Source organism: Oceanobacillus sp. FSL W7-1281, from assembly GCF_037969835.1.
GTDB lineage: Bacteria > Bacillota > Bacilli > Bacillales > Amphibacillaceae > Oceanobacillus > Oceanobacillus oncorhynchi.
Genome location: NZ_CP150214.1, coordinates 455,203 through 472,884, shown reverse-complemented (window position 1 = coordinate 472,884; position 17,682 = coordinate 455,203). Strand labels below are relative to the sequence as shown.

Here is a 17,682-nt window from a genome sequence, read left to right as displayed (position 1 = left end):
AAAGAAATATGGATATACTCTTTTTACTGCTAAAATAAATTTCGGTAAATTGTTCCTATATCATTACCGCAAATGAAGAATGGAGACAAATAGCATGTTTATAACAACGCTTCTTACAGGTTTCATCATTTCTTCCATTACAGTCGGATTTATCTTGCTTATGAAAAAGCTATTTCAGAAACAACTATCTGCCAAATGGCAATATAACCTATGGTATTTATTGCTTGCTGCTTTAGTCATTCCATTTATCCCTGCGCACTTTCTTCCTGCCGGCAATCTGTTCAATGCATTTACGAACCCGTCCAGTGAAGAAAGCACCGCTTCAATAAACACTGGAGCGCCCGAAGCCGGAGGGACCAATACAAATTGGATGCAGGACTTTTCTGTAACTGTAACGCAGACAAATACGGATCTATTCAATGGAATTGCCGGCGGGATCTGGATTGCAGGTGCTCTCGTATTTACCGGGCTTTCCATACATGCATGGTTGAAACTAAAAGGAATAAGAAAATCTATTTCCCGGGTGGAAAATAAAGCTATTCTTGATCTTTTCAAACGAGCGAAGCAGCAATTAAATATCTCAAAAAATATTTCATTAGGAGTTTCCGATGAAGTACATTCCCCGTTGACATTTGGATTGCGTAAAACCTTTGTTGTGCTGCCGGCGAATTTTGAAGAATGGTTATCTGAGGATGATATCAAGCATATTTTCCTACATGAATTAAACCATTATAAATACAAGGATATCCCTACAAATTATCTGATGGTTTTCTTTCAAATCATCTACTGGTTTAATCCGTTGATTTGGATTGCATTTAAAGAAATGCGTCTCGACCGGGAGATTGCTTGTGATTACGCAGTACTGTTGTCTTTAGATGATAAGAACCATAAAAAATACGGAAATACCATCATTCATTTTATTGATAAATCTTCCAGCCCTCCGTACAATAAGCTGGCAAATCAATTAAATGGCTCTAAAAAACAGATAAAGAAACGGATTGTAGAGATTGCTTCCTTTCAAGCAGACTCTAAATTACAGCGTACCAAAAGCATGGGAATCTTTTTTCTGGTTGGATTGTTTGTAATTACGCAGATTCCGTTTGCTTCCGTAATGGCAAATGACAATAATCGTTATACTTCCTTTAAGTCTGAACAGACAAACGAGGAAGACCTGAGTTCTTATTTCCAAAATTACGAGGGCAGTTTTGTTCTGTACGATATGCAGGAGGATGCGTATCATATCTATAATGAAGATCAGAGCACACTGCGGGTTTCTCCTGATTCTACCTATAAAATCTATAGTGCTTTATTCGGATTAGAGGAAAACATCATCACAACCGAACAAAGCACCATCGAATGGGATGGCTCGGAACAGCCTTATGACCAATGGAATCAAGACCAAAATCTGGAGACCGCTTTAAACCGTTCTGTCAATTGGTATTTCCAAGAGATTGACCAAGAATTAGGAACAGACAGCATTCAATCCTATCTCAGCCGCATTCATTACGGAAACCAGGATATTTCTGACAGAACGAATCCATACTGGCTGGAATCTACTTTGAAAATTTCACCAGTGGAGCAGGTAGAGCTGTTGCAGGCATTCTATACCAATCGCTTTGACTTTCAGGAAGAACATATCCAAGCTGTCAAAGATGCCCTGCAAATGGGGCAAAAGGACGGCGCTTCTCTCTATGGAAAAACGGGAACAGGTAATGTAAACGGCAAGGATATCAATGGCTGGTTTGTTGGATTTGTTGAAACAGAAACAAACACGTATTTCTTCGCAACAAATATACAGGACGAGGATAACGCCTCTGGAAGTATAGCAACAGAAATAACCTTAGCGATTTTAAAAGATAAACAAATTTATGAGGAATAAAACCGGGGTGAGAAACATGACGGAGAAGGTACCAAATATTTCTGAAGCAGAATGGGAAGTTATGAATACCCTGTGGGAAAAATCACCGCAAACAGCAAATGATGTGATTACTTCCCTGCAGGGGCAAAAAGATTGGAAGGCGAAAACCGTACGCACATTGCTAGATCGGTTAGTGCAGAAAGGCGTTGCCGGTGTAAATAAAGAACTGCGGGTCTACACCTTTTACCCCCTTTATTCACAGGATGAGTGCCAGCGTGCCGAAGCGGAATCCTTTATCAAGCGAATCTATGGTGGCACGGTAAAATCCATGCTTGTACAGTTTATTGAAGAAGATTCTTTGTCTGAAGAAGAAATTGAAGAATTAAAATCGATTTTGGATGAAAAACCGAAAAAGAAAAAGTAAATGAACCAGAAAACCTTAAAGGGGATGAATGATGCGCAGATAGCAATACTTTTTACAATAGATTTAAATGATTATTGGAGGTAAAAGTATTGAAAGAAGAACTATTCACAAAAAGATTAGTCTTGAGAAAAATGCAGACATCTGACGCCAATGCTCTATTTCATATTTGGTCTGACCCGGCAGTAGCAGCATTTATGAATATCTCTGCTTTCACACATGAATCGCAGGCCATAGAAATGATTAACACGTTGAATGAATTAGCTGAAACCAATCAAGCCATCCGCTACAGTGTGATTGACTTGAAATCACAGGAAATTATCGGCAGCTGCGGCTTCAATGCTATCAACCTTGAAAATGCCCGGGTTGAGATTGGCTATGATATTGCGAAAGCGCATTGGGGAAATGGATATGCTCCTGAATCAATCCAGGTACTGATCCATGAAGCTTTTGAGAATTTGGGAATAAATCGGATCGAAGCGAAAGTGGAGCCTGCAAATGTGAATTCGGTGAAAGTCCTGAAAAAACTGGGATTCAGCTTTGAAGGAACATTACGGCAGTATGAAAAGGTAAATAAAGGTTTTGTTGATATTCAAATGTATTCCCTTCTGAAAAGTGATTAATCGAATTGAAGCCGTTCTAGATCTGTTACAGGATCTGGAGCAGCTTTTCTTTAGCGTTTTCATTCTAAAAAAGACAGATAAAGAAAGTACGCACCTTCTTTATCTGTCTGCTTTTAAATTGCTTACATAAAAGTTACTTAGTGACTCTGTCAAAGAATGTTCTTACCTTCTCTATATCCGTTACTTGCTGATTGCATAATTGACTGTCAGCGCAGATATAATTATAGTGTTTGGTAAATGTTCCGGGAACCTCTCCTTTTACGGAAGTGGTTAAACGGACAACATCTGAGTGCTGATTGCAAAGAGCACAAATTCCTTTCGTTGAAGGGTGTGTAAAAGTACCCTTAAGTGCTTTAAACCCACTATCTTGCTCTATCACCATATATCTGCGTAATTTCCCGGGATCATCCCAGGCTAAATAAGAAATTTGCTGAAAATCCATCTCCTCAAGGATTGGAAGCTTCAACTTTTTCTCCTTTTTAAATAAGCTTTTTAATTTACTTGCTTCTACTGCTTTAAATGGAACAATATAGGATGTTAGCTGTTCTAAAAAGGCTTCTCTCTCTGCTCGGTCTTTTATATCTATCAACGGTTGGATTACTTTTTCTTCTTCTTCAGACCATGTAAAGGAATCTATGACATCAGCTTTTACAATTCCGCGTACTGCCAGAATGACATTTTTATCCTTTGTTGTGGTTAAGGCTCGTAAAATTTTATCTGCCTGCTGCTCTATAAAACGATAATTCGCTACTGTTAAAAACGGCTCAATTATTTGTTTTTCCATTTGAACTCACTCCATTATATTAGGCTATTTGTTAAAACTTACGGCCTAAAGAGATCATTCATTATTTATTCCAGCTTACTATATTCAGACCTCTCAGACCAGAAAAGTGCCTAGTCTAGAGTAAGCATTATCAAAGAATGCTTCCATGTCGATTCCTCCTTAAAAAGAAAGCTACAGCCAGTATATCACTTTTTCAACGTAACGTTTTACTATTTGTCTATTTGTCAAAAGCAATCTTGAACTTCAGGATTCATTTTAAAAAAATAAGGGAAATATATACATTAGAAGGAGTGATACAGCATGAGACTGAAAAAATCATATTTTGCAGCACCAGGCATGACACTCTTACTTATCCTGGGGGCATGTCAGGGCGCTTCACAGGCAGAAACAGACACCTCACAGCAGGAATCGGATGAAGAAACTGTTTCTGAGACGGATAGTATGAAAGACAATGACGCAGAATCCACAGAAAATACGCAGGAAGGTGAAGCTGCGAAATCAGAAGATAACGCTAACGAAGAACAAGAGACAGAATCCGCTGATGCAAATAACACAGATACAGTTAATGCGGAAGTAAACACAGACAGCAAAGAAGCTTCTAAAAATAATATAAAAGAAACCGATTATTCCAGTGAACAGGAAGCAGTTAACGCAATTGAAAACTATGAAGAAGTAGAACAGACAAATATAGATCTTGGTCATGGCGTCGAAGCTCTTGCAGAAGGAGCTGCCGGCCATAACTATGTTTCATGGAATGAAGGGAAATGGTTGATTCGGGTAAATGCTCCAACTGATCCTGAATTTGCAACCGGAAAATACGAAGACGGCGAAGAACTTGCCCGGACTGTCGTAGATTATTTGGAAACCAATTATCTTCCTGCGCCTGATGAGCGTGGAGTAATTGAAATTGACGATTTTGACGAACATCCCGGAACCGTTATCCGCTGGCAGCAAGGAAGCACCATTTATGAAATTGATGAGAGCACCGACAATCCAATAGATGCATTGCAAATAGCGGTTGAAAGCGCGTCTTAATACAGAATGGCTTGCCTTTATTATATAGGGCAAGCTTTTTTCGAATAACATTATTAGCAATACTTCTGCCTTTTTATCCGTTTTTAGATTATTCCTTCATTTTATTATAGAATGGTAATATATGCTTCACGAATGCTGCAGTTTGAAATAAGAATATGACAGAATCGAGGGATAGATATGTTCAAAGAGTACGGGGAACTAAGTACAAAATTATATGAAGTTACCAAACCAGTTGGACATTCATTGAACGGCGACATGGAATATTATCTTGAGAAAGTAAAAAATAGACAGGGTTCGGTACTGGAGGCCGGTGTTGGTACAGGCAGAATGCTAATCCCCCTTTTAAAAGAAGGAATCGCTATAGACGGCGTAGATATCTCACCAGAGATGCTGACGCAGTGCAAAACCAATATGCAAAAATATCAAGTGAACACCAATTTATTTAATCAAGATTTGATACAGCTTGATTTAAAACAGAAGTATAGCACCATCATTATGCCTTCAGGGAGTTTTTGTCTGCTTTCCAGAAACCAAATCGATACCTTCCTTCAAAGAATCTATCATCATCTGGAGGAAGACGGACAATTTATTTTTGATACCTTATTGCCAACCGACTTTCAAACGGGTGATATGGAAATAAGCAATTATCCTATAACAGAAGATTCAGGGATATTATTTACAAGCACAAGTAAAAACATCGACTGGCTGGAGCAAAAAGTTTCCTATATACATAAATATGAGCTGCTGCATAAAGGTGCTGTAGAGAAAACCGAAATCTCCCATTTCATTCTTTACTGGTATGGATTGAAGGAATTAGAAGGATTATTAAAACATATCGGATTCAGCTTCATTGATTATGATATTGGTTATGGTCAGGAAAATGAACCTTCTCTCATAACCTTTCGTGCGAATAAAGAACACCCTTAAAGGAGTGAGTTTATCTTGGAGATTCAAACGGAACGATTGGTTTTACGGCAATTCACTTCATCTGACAAGGATATTCAAGCAATTTATGACATACTCAGCGATGAGGAAGTAAATCAATATTTACCCCTTTTTCCTCTACGAAATAAACAAGAAGCGGAAAACTATTATACTGACAGAATCCACCCTTTGTATGAAAATAATTCAGGCTACTATTTTGCGATTTGTTTAAAAGAAGATAATCAGTCGATTGGTTATGTAACTGTCAATTTGGAAGAAGGGCATGATTTTGGCTATGCATTAAAAAAAGAACTCTGGGGAAATGGCATTGTGACAGAAGCTGGTCTTGCTGTCATTTCAGAGATGAAACGTATGGGAATCAAGTATATTACAGCGGCGCATGATATCCATAACATAGCCAGCGGGAGAGTTATGCAGAAGCTCGGGATGACTTATCAATATTCCTATCAAGAACAATGGCAGCCAAAGGATATTCTCGTTACTTTCCGGATGTATCAGCTTAATTTGGATGATAAGAAAAATCGCGTATTTAAAAAATATTGGAATATGTACGCTGAACATTTTATAGAAGATATCTAATATAAACAAAATATTACTCGGAATATAATGAAGCTCTCTGTGGAGATAACCTCCTGGAGCTTCTTTTTATTTCCTTCAAAAAAGCTGCAGTCTGTTCTCTCCACCATAATCTTTTCAAACAGCTGCTCTAAAAAAGTATTTCTCATCCTTCCTAAAATCACAGCTTCATATAAATGCTTTTTTCATTGGGACATGTCCCGGAAAATGAACGCATGTGTCAGCATGAGTAAAAGCATCCATAATCGCTTCCATCTATTGTTGTTCTTGAAAACAGCATTTAAAATTAAAATCATATAAAACCCCTTCTATCGCCGGCAGGAAAAAATTTATGGATAGTGAGGTGATTGCTTTTATACAGATTTGTAAATTATACTCCTTGTAAAGGAAGACTTACAGGAGTGATAAAGATGGATTTAATAGAAGAAGCAGTAAATCAATATTACGAAACGTTTAATGCCACAGATAAGTCGATAGCCTCCTATATTTTGAAGCATCGTGAAGCTGTGGAGAAGATGACCATCAGGGAATTAGCAGATGCGTGTCATTCGTCAAAATCAACGATATCCAGATTTATTAAGAAAATTGGATTCGCGGGCTTCAGTGAAATGAAATATGCAATAAAATGGCAGGAGAAAAAGGAGACACCGGAAAAATCGTATAAAAAAAGTCTCATCACTGATATACAAATGAATATTGAGCAGCTGCAGCATTGGGACTTTGAAGAAATATGTGAAGCCATTGAATCATCCGAGCGTTTATTTGTATACGGAACAGGAACAGAACAAAAATTGTGTGCAAATGAACTGAAAAGGTATTTTTGGGTACTCAATAAATATGTCCATGTGATTGATGACGAAATGGATTTTTATGTATTAATGGACGATTTAACTGAAAACGATTTAATTATTATTATTTCACTTTCAGGCAATACGCCTTCCATGCTTCCTTTTGCACAGCGAATTGCTGCTAAAAAGATTCCATTGATGTCAATTACGGATTTAAAGAATAACAAGCTTGCTCAGTTAACTGATTTAAGAATGTATGCGTTTGCTCACCCGCAAAAAAGCCATCTCGCTTTAGAAATTACAACATTTTCTACTTTTTTCGTTATGGTTGAGGCGCTGTTTCGATCATATTTAGATTACTTGGAACAGAAAAAGTAACGACTTTTATCTGTTACTATTTTAGGTCAGGGGGAAATACAAATGATGCAGAAATTCCAACGGTTTGGAAGCGCTATGTTTGTTCCGGTTTTATTTTTCGCATTTTCAGGGATTGTCATAGGCTTTTCCACACTTTTTAATGACCCTCTTATCATGGGCAGCCTTGCAGAAGAAGGCACCGCATGGTCTAAGATTTGGTTCATTATTGAAGAAGGAGCCTGGACCGTATTTAATCAAATGCCCCTCATTTTTGCAATGGGCATTCCGGTAGCATTGGCTGCCAAAGCAAATGGCAGAGCGTTAATGGAAACAATTATCATTTTTCTCACCTTTAATTATTTCATCAATGCGATGTTAACAAGCTTTCCAGGCTTTTTTAATGTTGATTTCAGCCAAGATCCAGGCGGTGTCAGCGGCTTAGCCGAGATTGCAGGGATTAAAACATTAGATACCAGTATTCTTGGAGCAATTATTATATCCGCTATTGCGGTATATTTGCACAATAAATACTATGATACGAAACTTCCAGACTATCTTGGTATTTTCCAAGGGTCTGCATTTGTAGTCATTATCGGTTTCTTCGCCATGCTGCCTGTTGCTTTCTTAACTGCTTGGTTATGGCCTTATATCCAAATGGGGATTGCATCCCTGCAAGGATTTCTGGCTAACGCGGGGAATTTCGGTGTCTGGCTCTATATCTTTTTAGAAAAGATTTTGCTTCCGACAGGGTTACACCATTTTATTTACGGACCTTTTCAGTTTGGCCCAGCCATTATTGACGGTGGAACTTATGCCAACTGGGCAGCAAATATGGGTGATTTCGCTCAATCTACTGCTTCCTTGAAAGAATTATTCCCAGAAGGCGGATTCGCGATGCAGGGCAACTCCAATATATTTGGTTTACCAGCTGCTGCTTTAGCTATCTATGTAACAGCGCAAAAAGGAAAAAGAAAAGTAGTCGCCGGCCTATTAATACCCGCAACGATAACTGCTGTATTGGCAGGGATTACGGAGCCGCTTGAGTTCACGTATATTTTTGTTGCACCATTGCTATTTGCTGTAAAAGCTGTTCTGGATGCTTTTCTGGCTACAACGATGTATATATTTGGTGTCACTGGAAATTTTGGCGGCGGACTGCTGGAATTCATGTCCATGAACTGGATACCTTTATTTAGCAATCACTGGATGACCTATTTAATCCAAATCGCCATTGGTATCGTCTTCTTCTTTATCTACTTCTTTGTATTCCGTTTTATGATTTTGAAATTAAATATTAAAACACCAGGACGTACTGATGAAGAAGTCAAACTTTATGGAAAAAAAGACTATAAAGAGAAGAAAACCGCAGAATCTACAGAAAAGAATCTGGCTGGTGAATATGTAGACCTTCTCGGCGGACCAGAAAATATTGAGCATGTTACAAATTGCGCTACCCGGTTAAGGGTGCTCGTCACGGATCCTGAAAAAATAGCTTCTGATGAGCATTTTAGAAGCCTCGGCGCATCAGGCGTCGTTAAAAATGGCAATGCCATTCAAGTAATCATCGGATTATCTGTGCAGAATCTCAAAGAGGATGTAGATAATTATCTCGGAAAAGAAACAGAATAAAAGTTTAGTCATGTACTGGAGGAATAAAGAATGAACGATAATTTAATCATAACCATTGCCGGCGGCGGGAGTACCTACACACCAGGTATCGTCTCCGCACTATTAAGTAATAGCAGTAAATTTCCTATTACAGAAATGCGGTTATATGATATCAATCCAAAAAGAAATGAAGATATGAAGTTAATCATCAATCAGTTATTAATTGATAAGGACAGACAAGATATGAAGCTGGTTGTAACAGAAAACCCGGAAGAAGCATTCACAAATGTGGACTTTGTTTTCTCCCAAATTCGTGTTGGCGGTCTTGCTATGCGAGAACAAGATGAGAAAATTCCGTTAAAATACGACCTGGTAGGCCAGGAAACATGCGGACTGGGCGGTTTTGCATACGGGTTACGCTCGATTGGCGGAATATTGGAGATTGTAGGCTATGTACAGCAATATGCTCCAGATGCCTGGATTCTTAACTACACGAACCCGGAATCTATCATTTCCGAAGCAATACGGAGAAAATATCCTGATGCCAATATGATAAATGTGTGTGATATGACCATATCCCTGGAAGAGACCATTGCATCTAACTTTGGGTACAACAGGAAAAACTGGATACCAACTTACTATGGTCTAAATCATTACGGCTGGTATAGCAAAATTTATGATACCTCGTTAAAACGGGATGTTATGCCTGAAATTATTGACAAGCTGCGTCAAGTCAATATGGACGTTGCCGAATTTAATGAAGGAGATCGATATTGGGCGAAGACGTATCAACTGATGTCTGCCATGGTGAAATACTTCCCTGAGGCACTGCCTAATAATTATTTAGAATATTACTGGTTCCCCGATCTTATGGTTGAAAATGAAGATAAAAACTTCACCAGAGCCAATATGGTAATGGAGGGCCGTGAAGCAAATACGCGTAAAATGGCAGAACAAATCAGAAATGGAGAAACAGAAGATATTCTGCATTTCAACTTTGGTGAACATGGTAACTATATTGTAGATATAGCTGTGGCGATATTAAATGATGAACCGAAACGTTTTATGGTTATCACGCCTAATAAAGGATCGATACCAAATTTAAGAGACGATGCGGTTGTAGAGGTCCCTGCCTATATCGGCGCAACCGGTGTAGAACAGCTTGCTTTACATCCTATCAATGATTTTCATAAAGGAATGATGGAAGCACAGGTTGCAGCAGAAAAGCTGCTTGTAGATGCATTTTTTGAGAATTCCTATGACAAAGCTTTACAAGCATTTACCTTAAATCAAACCGTACCGTCTGCGCGAGCAGCTAAACAAGTCCTTGATGATATGTTGATTGCGAATAAAGATTATTGGCCGGAACTCCGGTAATTCAAAATATAGTGTTCCCTCTATAAAAAGCTTTTGGGTGGCAAGAAGAAGCCGCCCAAAAGCTTTTTATTTATATTTTCTCCGCATTTCTTCTAAATACACTTCCGATTTCCCTCTAGGAATACTCAGTGTTTCCCAGTCCTCCCCTTTTACTTGTTTACCTATATATACAATCTGTCCAACATGATAAGCATAATGAGCCAGCTGTCTTTCAACCGCATCTATTACTGTGTGTTCTTCACTCCGAATCAGAATAGTCTTTAATAAATCATCACCGCTTACTTCATGCAATGCTTGAAAGAGGACTTTCCAGCCGTTATCCCAGGTGTTTCTTAATTCCTGCAAAGAATATATTGTCTCTTCAAATTCCTGGTCACGGTCTCTGGTTGGCTTCTCACCGTCTGATGTTAAAAAATTGGTCCATCTTGATACCATATTTCCATGCAAATGCTTTACAATCACAGCAATACTGTTGGATGCTTCATTCAAACTCCAATGAATGTGCTCTCCCGCCAATTGATTGATCGTTTTATCGCCAAGTTCCTTCACACTCTGAAGCCTTTTGCGTACGACATGCAGATATTCCTCCTCCATCCCCATCATCATGTACCCCTCCTATTTGAATCCATTTTAATTACCCTCTCTGTTATCCTGCCTTCAATATACAAGATTCACAAAATGATAACAATTTATCTTTCAACTTCTTATTGACAAACTTGTATATACAAGTTAAACTGTAAGCGATAACACTTGTATATACAAGATACAAAGAGGAGGTAAGACATTGAGTAAATTTACTGGCGATGCAAAGAAGCTGCTGGAAAAAGTCGGTGGAAGTGAAAACATATCTGTGGTCACACACTGTGCTACCAGGATGCGGTTTGTTTTAAATGACCCGGAAAAAGCAGATGTCGAAGCTATAGAAGATATTGATATGGTAAAAGGAACCTTTACACAGGCTGGACAATTCCAAGTAATTATCGGAAATGAAGTTGCTTCCTTTTATAATGAATTTACAAAAATTTCTGGGGTTGGTGACACTTCTAAAGAAGATGTCAAAGAAGCTGCAAAGCAAAATATGAATATCATGCAGCGGCTAGTATCTCATTTAGCAGATATATTCACGCCGATTATTCCCGCATTGGTTGTCGGAGGACTGATTCTAGGTTTCCGAAATGTCATCGGTGATATTGAGATGCTGAATAATGGAACGTTGACCTTGGCTGATTCCTCCCAATTTTGGGCAGGTTTATATGATTTTCTCTGGCTGATTGCTGAAGCGATATTTCATTTTCTCCCTGTTGCTCTTACTTGGTCTATCTCCAGAAAGATGGGAACGACACAAGTACTCGGAATTATTTTAGGTCTTACATTAATTTCTCCACAGCTTTTAAATGCCTATAGTGTGGTTGAAACATCCGAAATACCGGTTTGGGATTTTGGCTTCTTCCAAATTGAAATGATTGGTTATCAAGCCCAAGTTATCCCGGCCATTTTAGCAGGTTTTGTATTAGCCTATTTAGAAATTGGCTTGCGAAAAATTATCCCGCAGGTTGTATCCATGATTTTTGTACCTTTCTTTGCATTACTGCCAACAGTAATCATTGCCCACGTGATATTAGGCCCTATCGGCTGGACAATCGGTACATGGATTTCAAATATTGTATATGACGGATTAACTTCTGCAGTCGGCTGGTTATTTGCAGCGGTATTTGGATTTGCCTACGCACCGCTTGTTATTACTGGACTGCACCATATGACAAATGCCATTGACTTACAGTTGATGAGTGAATTCGGGGGAACAAACCTCTGGCCGATGATTGCCTTATCAAACATTGCCCAAGGTTCTGCCGTTGTCGCAATGATTTATCTTAACCGAAAAGATAAGAAAGAACAGCAAGTAACTATCCCGGCAGCAATCTCCTGTTATCTCGGAGTTACTGAACCGGCATTGTTCGGTGTTAACTTACGATACCTGTTCCCGCTTTTCGCTGGTATGGCAGGATCTGCCGTTGCAGCAGTGATTTCGGTCGGCTCAGGTGTCATGGCTAACTCCATTGGTGTCGGCGGGATACCAGGAATCTTATCTATCCAGGTACCGCATATGCTGATGTTCGCTGTCGCAATGGTCGCAGCAATTGTTATTCCATTCATCTTAACAGTGATTTTATCCAAAACAAAAATGGGTGTAGACGCGTATAAGCGTTTAGGAAAATAAGAATAGGAGGGAGCCTCTCCCTCCTTCATGCATATAGAAAACAGTTGAAACTCAGTTACATTTAGGAGGTTGATTATGCAAGAAAAATGGTGGCAAAAATCCGTCGTTTATCAAATTTATCCAAAAAGCTTTAACGATACGACAGGCAACGGAATGGGCGACATTAACGGAATTACAGAAAAACTCGATTATTTAAAAGAACTGGGGGTTGATGTGATTTGGCTTACCCCTATTTATCTATCTCCACAAAAAGATAATGGATACGATATCTCTGATTATTATGCAATCCAACCAGACTTTGGAACCATGGAAGACTTTGAAACGATGATGGAAAAAGCACATCGTCTTGGCTTAAAAGTAATTATGGATATCGTTGTAAACCATACATCCACCAGCCATAAATGGTTCCAGGAATCCAGAAAATCGACAGATAACCCTTATCGTAACTATTATATTTGGAAGGATGGCAAGCCTGGAGAGCTGCCGACAAACTGGGAGTCCAAATTCGGCGGCAACACATGGGAATATGATGAAACAACCGGCTCTTATTATCTGCATCTCTTCGATGTTACTCAGGCGGATCTCAATTGGGAAAATGAAAAAGTCCGGGATGATGTCTATCAAATGATGAATTTTTGGCTGGATAAAGGCGTAGATGGCTTTCGTTTAGACGTTATCAACTTAATTTCTAAAGACCAGCGTTTTCCAGACGATGATGGCATTGTACCACCTGGAGACGGACGTAAATTTTACACAGACGGACCGCGGGTACATGAATTTCTTCATGAAATGAATCAGGAAGTTTTTAAAGGACGTAAAACCCTTACTGTTGGGGAAATGTCCTCTACCTCCATGGAGGATTGTATCAAGTATACAAATCCAGAACGCGAGGAACTGGATATGACATTCAACTTCCATCATTTAAAGGTCGATTATCCAAACGGGGATAAATGGACAAAAGCACCATTTGATTTTCTTTATCTCAAGCAGCTGTTATCTGACTGGCAGACCGGGATGCAAGAAGGCGGCGGCTGGAATGCACTATTCTGGTGTAATCACGACCAGCCGCGAATCGTGTCCCGCTTTGGAGACGATACAGTCTATCATAAGGAATCTGCCAAAATGCTGGCAACAAGTCTTCACTTGATGCAGGGTACACCTTATATTTATCAGGGAGAAGAAATCGGCATGACCAACCCTGGCTTTGAAGATATTTCCCAATACCGGGATGTCGAATCACTGAATATGTACAAAATAAAAAAAGCTGAGGGCTTATCCAATCAGGAAATTATTGAAATTCTTCAGCAAAAGTCCCGTGATAACTCTCGAACTCCTATGCAATGGAACCACTCAGCCAATGCCGGGTTTACAGAAGGAACTCCTTGGATTGGCCTTCCTGATAATTATCAAGAAATCAATGCAGAAGCTGCAGTGGCTGATAAAACATCTATTTTTTACCATTATCAGAAGCTCATTCAGCTTCGAAAAGACTATCAAGTGATAACAGACGGAAAATATGAGCTGGTTTTACCAGAGGACTTTGCAATTTTTGCGTATATAAGAGAAAATGAGGATACAAAACTATTAGTAGTAAACAATTTTTACGGAAACGAAGCAGAGCTGGATTTACCTGAATCGATTCATCGTGCATTTACAGACAGCGAGATTATCCTGTCTAACTATACCGATTCTCCATCTTTAGCGTCAGATCAGATTTCACTGCGGCCGTATGAGTCTGTTGTTTACTATCTAAAGAAATAACTGGAGTTAATTGCGATGCGAAATAAATATGTCCTTATTTATCAAGAAATGGTCCAAAAAATAGAAAAAGAAACGTTCAAAGCAAATGAATTTCTTCCCTCGGAAAATGAATTAGCCGAGCAGTATCAAACCTCACGGGAAACGATTCGGAAAGCATTAAATTTGCTTGCTCAAAACGGGTATATTCAAAAAATCCGCGGGAAAGGATCCACGGTGATTGAACGGAATAAATTCGACTTTCCTGTATCCGGTTTAGTCAGCTTTAAAGAATTAGCTGATAAAATGGGAGAAAAACCGATTACGACCGTTCATCAATGTGCCAAAGTCAGCGCAAATGATTTTATCCAGAAGCAATTAAAGCTCAAGGATAACCAGGAAGTCTGGGAAATTATCCGGACCCGTTCCTTCTCTGAACAGCGTATTATTTTGGACAAGGATTATTTAATTACAAACACGGTTCCGTACATTTCCAAAGACATTGCTGAAACGTCTATTTATAACTATCTTGAAAATGAGTTAGGACTGATTATCAGCTTTGCAAAAAAAGAAATCATTGTAGAAGAACCAACAGCAGAGGACCGTGAATTATTAGATTTAGAAGGTTTTCATAATATCGTGGTGATTAAAAATTATGTCTATCTAGACGATGCGACATTATTTCAATATACCGAATCCAGACATCGTCCAGATAAGTTTCGCTTCGTGGATTTTGCCCGGAGAGAACATTAAAGACAGGCTGCTGCAGAAATAGAATTGACTGCGGCAGCCTTTTCTATGGCTAACTATTTCGCTGACACTAAAAGTCAATAAAATCAGGCATTTCCTCACTAGAATAAAACAAATGCGCAAAACATCGGCAATCCGATGATCCGAAGCCTTTTACCGGCATTGTTCCTGCATTTTCCCGCATCAACCGCTGAAAAAGCCCGCATTCCCCTTCCGAACCGGGATATGTTTGCACAGCCTCCATTTGTAAATAGGGGCGTAAATAATCTATATGCCAGCGCTTCTTTTTATCCATCTGAAGATGCCTGTCCACTCTCGCACGGATATTCCGTTTTGCACTGCCAGCGTATACATAATACCCTTTTGGAAAATAGAATTGTCCCAGTTTACCGATTGTAATAGCACTCCTATCTTCCGGAAGCCACGCCTTCACTGCATAAAGTGTATCTGTTTCCCGCACAGAATAATGTGTAAGCTTCAACTGTTTTATCACCTCCACAATAATTTACCACGCTGGTGAAAATACCTGAAATATTTCTTCGCTTCCTCCCCCTGCTAATTCTATTTTAAGATGAACTGTCTTTATTGTAAAAGACCGGACTTCCTTTTTTATTCTCTTTCAAATGAAGCTTGAACCTTACGTCACGTCATGTCTTATCCTGTTATTAGAAAGGAGTAGATCACATGCCAAATAAAATAATAAAAACCCTTATTTCAGATAAAAGTATCCGTTTATATTTTACGGATAACACAAAAATGCTACAAGAAATCATGGAATTAAGTAAAATAAAGGAGAAGACCTGCTATTTTGCTTTAGCTAAAGCGGTTTCCATTATGAGCCTTCTTTCCGTAACGCTGAAGGATAATCAGCGAATCAGCGCGGTTATTACATTAACGGACAAGAATCATAAAATATATGCAGATACAGATGCAGGAGGAAATGTACGCGGCTACGTCAGCCAAGCACTTTTAAAAGCATCCCGGCAGCAGAATTCAAACCAGTCACTTCAGAACCTTATCGGGACAAAAGCTTCCATACGAATGATGAAAGGATTGGAAATGAGCCAATTCACCGGAGTTACAGATATGCCTTATCAAAATATGGACGATGATTTTGCCTATTATTTTAAACAAAGTGAACAGACAGATACCATGATACAAACAAATATTGAATTGGACAGGAATAGCTGTCTTCTTAAAAGTTATGGAATCTATGCGCAGGCCTTGCCTGGAGCTGAGGAAGGAGCATTGGATTTTGTACGGGAGCAATTCGAAGCAGAAAACCTTGCTCCTCTGCTGCTTAACATGAATGACGCCGAGATAGAAAAGGCATTGAATCAGCGCTTTCATGATTCTAAAGTTTTGGAGCATAAACCGATCCAATTTTCCTGTCCCTGCTCGAAGGAAATGTTTTATGGCTTTCTGTATTCCCTGTCTGCAGAAGAATTGCAAAATGCCGTGGAAACAAACACTTCTATTGATACAACATGCCATATTTGCGGCAGAAGCTATGTATTTCAGCCTTCTGAAATACAAACTATTTTACAAACGAGGTGAGCACATGCCAGATTACTGGTCAACCGGACAATTAGCAGCGCTGACAGGACTTTCCATCCGTACACTAAGGTATTATGATCAAATCGGGTTATTTTCTCCTTCTCTCTATACAGAGGCGGGACATCGGCGCTACACCAGCGAGGATATGCAGATGCTGCTGCAAATTCTCGTGTTGAAAAAAATGCATTTACCATTGGAGGAAATAAAGGAGATTATCCAAACAAACAACGAGAATCTGTTCGATACACTGGATCAACAAATTGACCGGGTTAAAGCTGAAATAGCTGTTCAAGAAAAGCTGCTGAACCAGTTAGAACGTACCAGACAGGAAGCAGCGAACACGAAAACTATTTCTTTCCAAGAGCTGACCTCCCTTTTTGAATTGATTCGATTAAATCGTTCCGACTATTTTACAAATAAACAGCTTGATAAAATGAGAGAACACTATCGCAATACAAGTGATAAAGCATTCAAACAAGGAGAGGAACGCTTTAAAGAACTGCTTGGAGAGTTAAAAGACAAACATGAAAGAGGCGTATCTCCACAGGATAAATCCGTTCAGGGCTTGGCGAAGGAATGGCAAGAATTATTGGATGCTTTTTCAGGCGGAGATAAGAACCTGATAGAGAGCGCTGAAAAGTTTTACGCTGAAAATCCCCAGCCTGCTTTGCATTATGGATTGGACAGTGCGCTGTATAGATATATTCAAGCTGCTTTGGAGGTGTAACAAAAAAATGCAGAACAGGAACTATCTGTATGCTGGAAAAGGCTGATACCAAGAAAAGAAATGACTTGTATCAGCCTTTAATTTCTATGGTTATTAAAATCATTATATTTCTGAGCGCCAAATAAAACACGCATAATTAATACATTTTTATTCTTAATCAAGTAAAAAACGATATAATTCTCAACAATAAGTTTACGATAGCCTCATTCCCTTAATATTTCATCTTTTACCAGTTCACAAGAGAACGGAAATAGGTTCCATCGCTTAATTCCCGATTCTATTTTATTCATTAATTTATTCTTTTTACTTTAACCGAACAAA

At 39.0% G+C, this 17,682-nt stretch carries 17 protein-coding genes; 14 read left to right on the top strand and 3 right to left on the bottom strand.

Features of this window, described 5'->3' with window-relative positions:
* Positions 1-94: 94 nt before the first annotated feature.
* The 3 genes from MKX55_RS02470 to MKX55_RS02460 all read left to right on the top strand — a co-directional run bounded on the left by MKX55_RS02470 (position 95) and on the right by MKX55_RS02460 (position 2,902).
* Positions 95-1,879 (top strand): BlaR1 family beta-lactam sensor/signal transducer, encoded by a 1,785-nt coding sequence (locus tag MKX55_RS02470; RefSeq protein ID WP_339235806.1) that lies wholly within the window; start codon positions 95-97, stop codon positions 1,877-1,879.
* A 16-nt stretch (positions 1,880-1,895) separates the two neighbouring features.
* Entirely contained in the window at positions 1,896-2,282 is a 387-nt protein-coding gene (gene blaI / locus MKX55_RS02465; RefSeq protein WP_339235804.1) for a penicillinase repressor BlaI, read from the top strand.
* 89 nt (positions 2,283-2,371) lie between these two features.
* Positions 2,372-2,902, top strand: coding sequence for a GNAT family protein (locus MKX55_RS02460; RefSeq protein WP_339235802.1), 531 nt, complete (start codon positions 2,372-2,374; stop codon positions 2,900-2,902).
* Positions 2,903-3,035: 133 nt separating this feature from the next.
* On the opposite strand, the gene MKX55_RS02455 is transcribed toward MKX55_RS02460, so the two are convergent.
* Positions 3,036-3,686: a FusB/FusC family EF-G-binding protein gene (locus MKX55_RS02455; protein WP_339235799.1), complete on the bottom strand. Its 651-nt coding sequence runs from the start codon at positions 3,684-3,686 to the stop codon at positions 3,036-3,038.
* A gap of 300 nt (positions 3,687-3,986) precedes the next feature.
* On the opposite strand from MKX55_RS02455, the gene MKX55_RS02450 reads away from it, so the two are divergent.
* The 6 genes from MKX55_RS02450 (at position 3,987) to MKX55_RS02425 (ending at position 10,372) form a co-directional block, all read left to right on the top strand.
* Positions 3,987-4,721, top strand: a complete 735-nt coding sequence (locus MKX55_RS02450) for a hypothetical protein (protein ID WP_339235797.1) — start codon at positions 3,987-3,989, stop codon at positions 4,719-4,721.
* 177 nt (positions 4,722-4,898) lie between these two features.
* Positions 4,899-5,648: a class I SAM-dependent methyltransferase gene (locus MKX55_RS02445; RefSeq protein WP_339235793.1), complete on the top strand. Its 750-nt coding sequence runs from the start codon at positions 4,899-4,901 to the stop codon at positions 5,646-5,648.
* A 15-nt stretch (positions 5,649-5,663) separates the two neighbouring features.
* Positions 5,664-6,245, top strand: a complete 582-nt coding sequence (locus MKX55_RS02440; protein WP_339235791.1) for a GNAT family N-acetyltransferase — start codon at positions 5,664-5,666, stop codon at positions 6,243-6,245.
* A gap of 407 nt (positions 6,246-6,652) precedes the next feature.
* Positions 6,653-7,408, top strand: a complete 756-nt coding sequence (locus MKX55_RS02435) for a MurR/RpiR family transcriptional regulator (protein WP_339182079.1) — start codon at positions 6,653-6,655, stop codon at positions 7,406-7,408.
* A 42-nt stretch (positions 7,409-7,450) separates the two neighbouring features.
* A complete protein-coding gene (locus MKX55_RS02430) occupies positions 7,451-9,016 on the top strand; it encodes an alpha-glucoside-specific PTS transporter subunit IIBC (protein ID WP_339235788.1) in 1,566 nt (521 codons plus the stop codon).
* 30 nt (positions 9,017-9,046) lie between these two features.
* Complete coding sequence (locus MKX55_RS02425) at positions 9,047-10,372, top strand: maltose-6'-phosphate glucosidase (RefSeq protein WP_339235786.1); 1,326 nt, start codon at positions 9,047-9,049, stop codon at positions 10,370-10,372.
* Positions 10,373-10,438: 66 nt separating this feature from the next.
* Here the strand turns inward: MKX55_RS02425 and MKX55_RS02420 are convergent, their stop codons facing one another.
* Positions 10,439-10,972 carry a DUF1572 family protein gene (locus MKX55_RS02420; protein ID WP_339238392.1) on the bottom strand — a complete coding sequence of 178 codons (534 nt, stop codon included), beginning with the start codon at positions 10,970-10,972 and terminating at the stop codon, positions 10,439-10,441.
* Positions 10,973-11,156: 184 nt separating this feature from the next.
* Between MKX55_RS02420 and treP the strand changes: the two genes are divergently transcribed.
* The 3 genes from treP to treR all read left to right on the top strand — a co-directional run bounded on the left by treP (position 11,157) and on the right by treR (position 15,080).
* Positions 11,157-12,590, top strand: a complete 1,434-nt coding sequence (gene treP / locus MKX55_RS02415; protein WP_339182073.1) for a PTS system trehalose-specific EIIBC component — start codon at positions 11,157-11,159, stop codon at positions 12,588-12,590.
* A gap of 75 nt (positions 12,591-12,665) precedes the next feature.
* Positions 12,666-14,351 (top strand): alpha,alpha-phosphotrehalase, encoded by a 1,686-nt coding sequence (gene treC / locus MKX55_RS02410; RefSeq protein ID WP_339235784.1) that lies wholly within the window; start codon positions 12,666-12,668, stop codon positions 14,349-14,351.
* Between the two features lie 15 nt (positions 14,352-14,366).
* Positions 14,367-15,080 (top strand): trehalose operon repressor, encoded by a 714-nt coding sequence (gene treR / locus MKX55_RS02405; RefSeq protein WP_339182068.1) that lies wholly within the window; start codon positions 14,367-14,369, stop codon positions 15,078-15,080.
* 67 nt (positions 15,081-15,147) lie between these two features.
* Here the strand turns inward: treR and MKX55_RS02400 are convergent, their stop codons facing one another.
* Positions 15,148-15,558, bottom strand: coding sequence for a GIY-YIG nuclease family protein (locus MKX55_RS02400; RefSeq protein ID WP_339235782.1), 411 nt, complete (start codon positions 15,556-15,558; stop codon positions 15,148-15,150).
* Between the two features lie 203 nt (positions 15,559-15,761).
* Here MKX55_RS02400 and MKX55_RS02395 point away from each other — a divergent pair, with 203 nt between their 5' ends.
* Both MKX55_RS02395 and MKX55_RS02390 read left to right on the top strand, forming a co-directional pair.
* Positions 15,762-16,634, top strand: a complete 873-nt coding sequence (locus MKX55_RS02395) for an Hsp33 family molecular chaperone HslO (RefSeq protein WP_339235780.1) — start codon at positions 15,762-15,764, stop codon at positions 16,632-16,634.
* A gap of 4 nt (positions 16,635-16,638) precedes the next feature.
* The gene (locus tag MKX55_RS02390; RefSeq protein WP_339235777.1) at positions 16,639-17,361 is read left to right on the top strand and encodes a MerR family transcriptional regulator; all 723 of its coding nucleotides are present in this window, start codon (positions 16,639-16,641) and stop codon (positions 17,359-17,361) included.
* Positions 17,362-17,682: the final 321 nt, after the last annotated feature.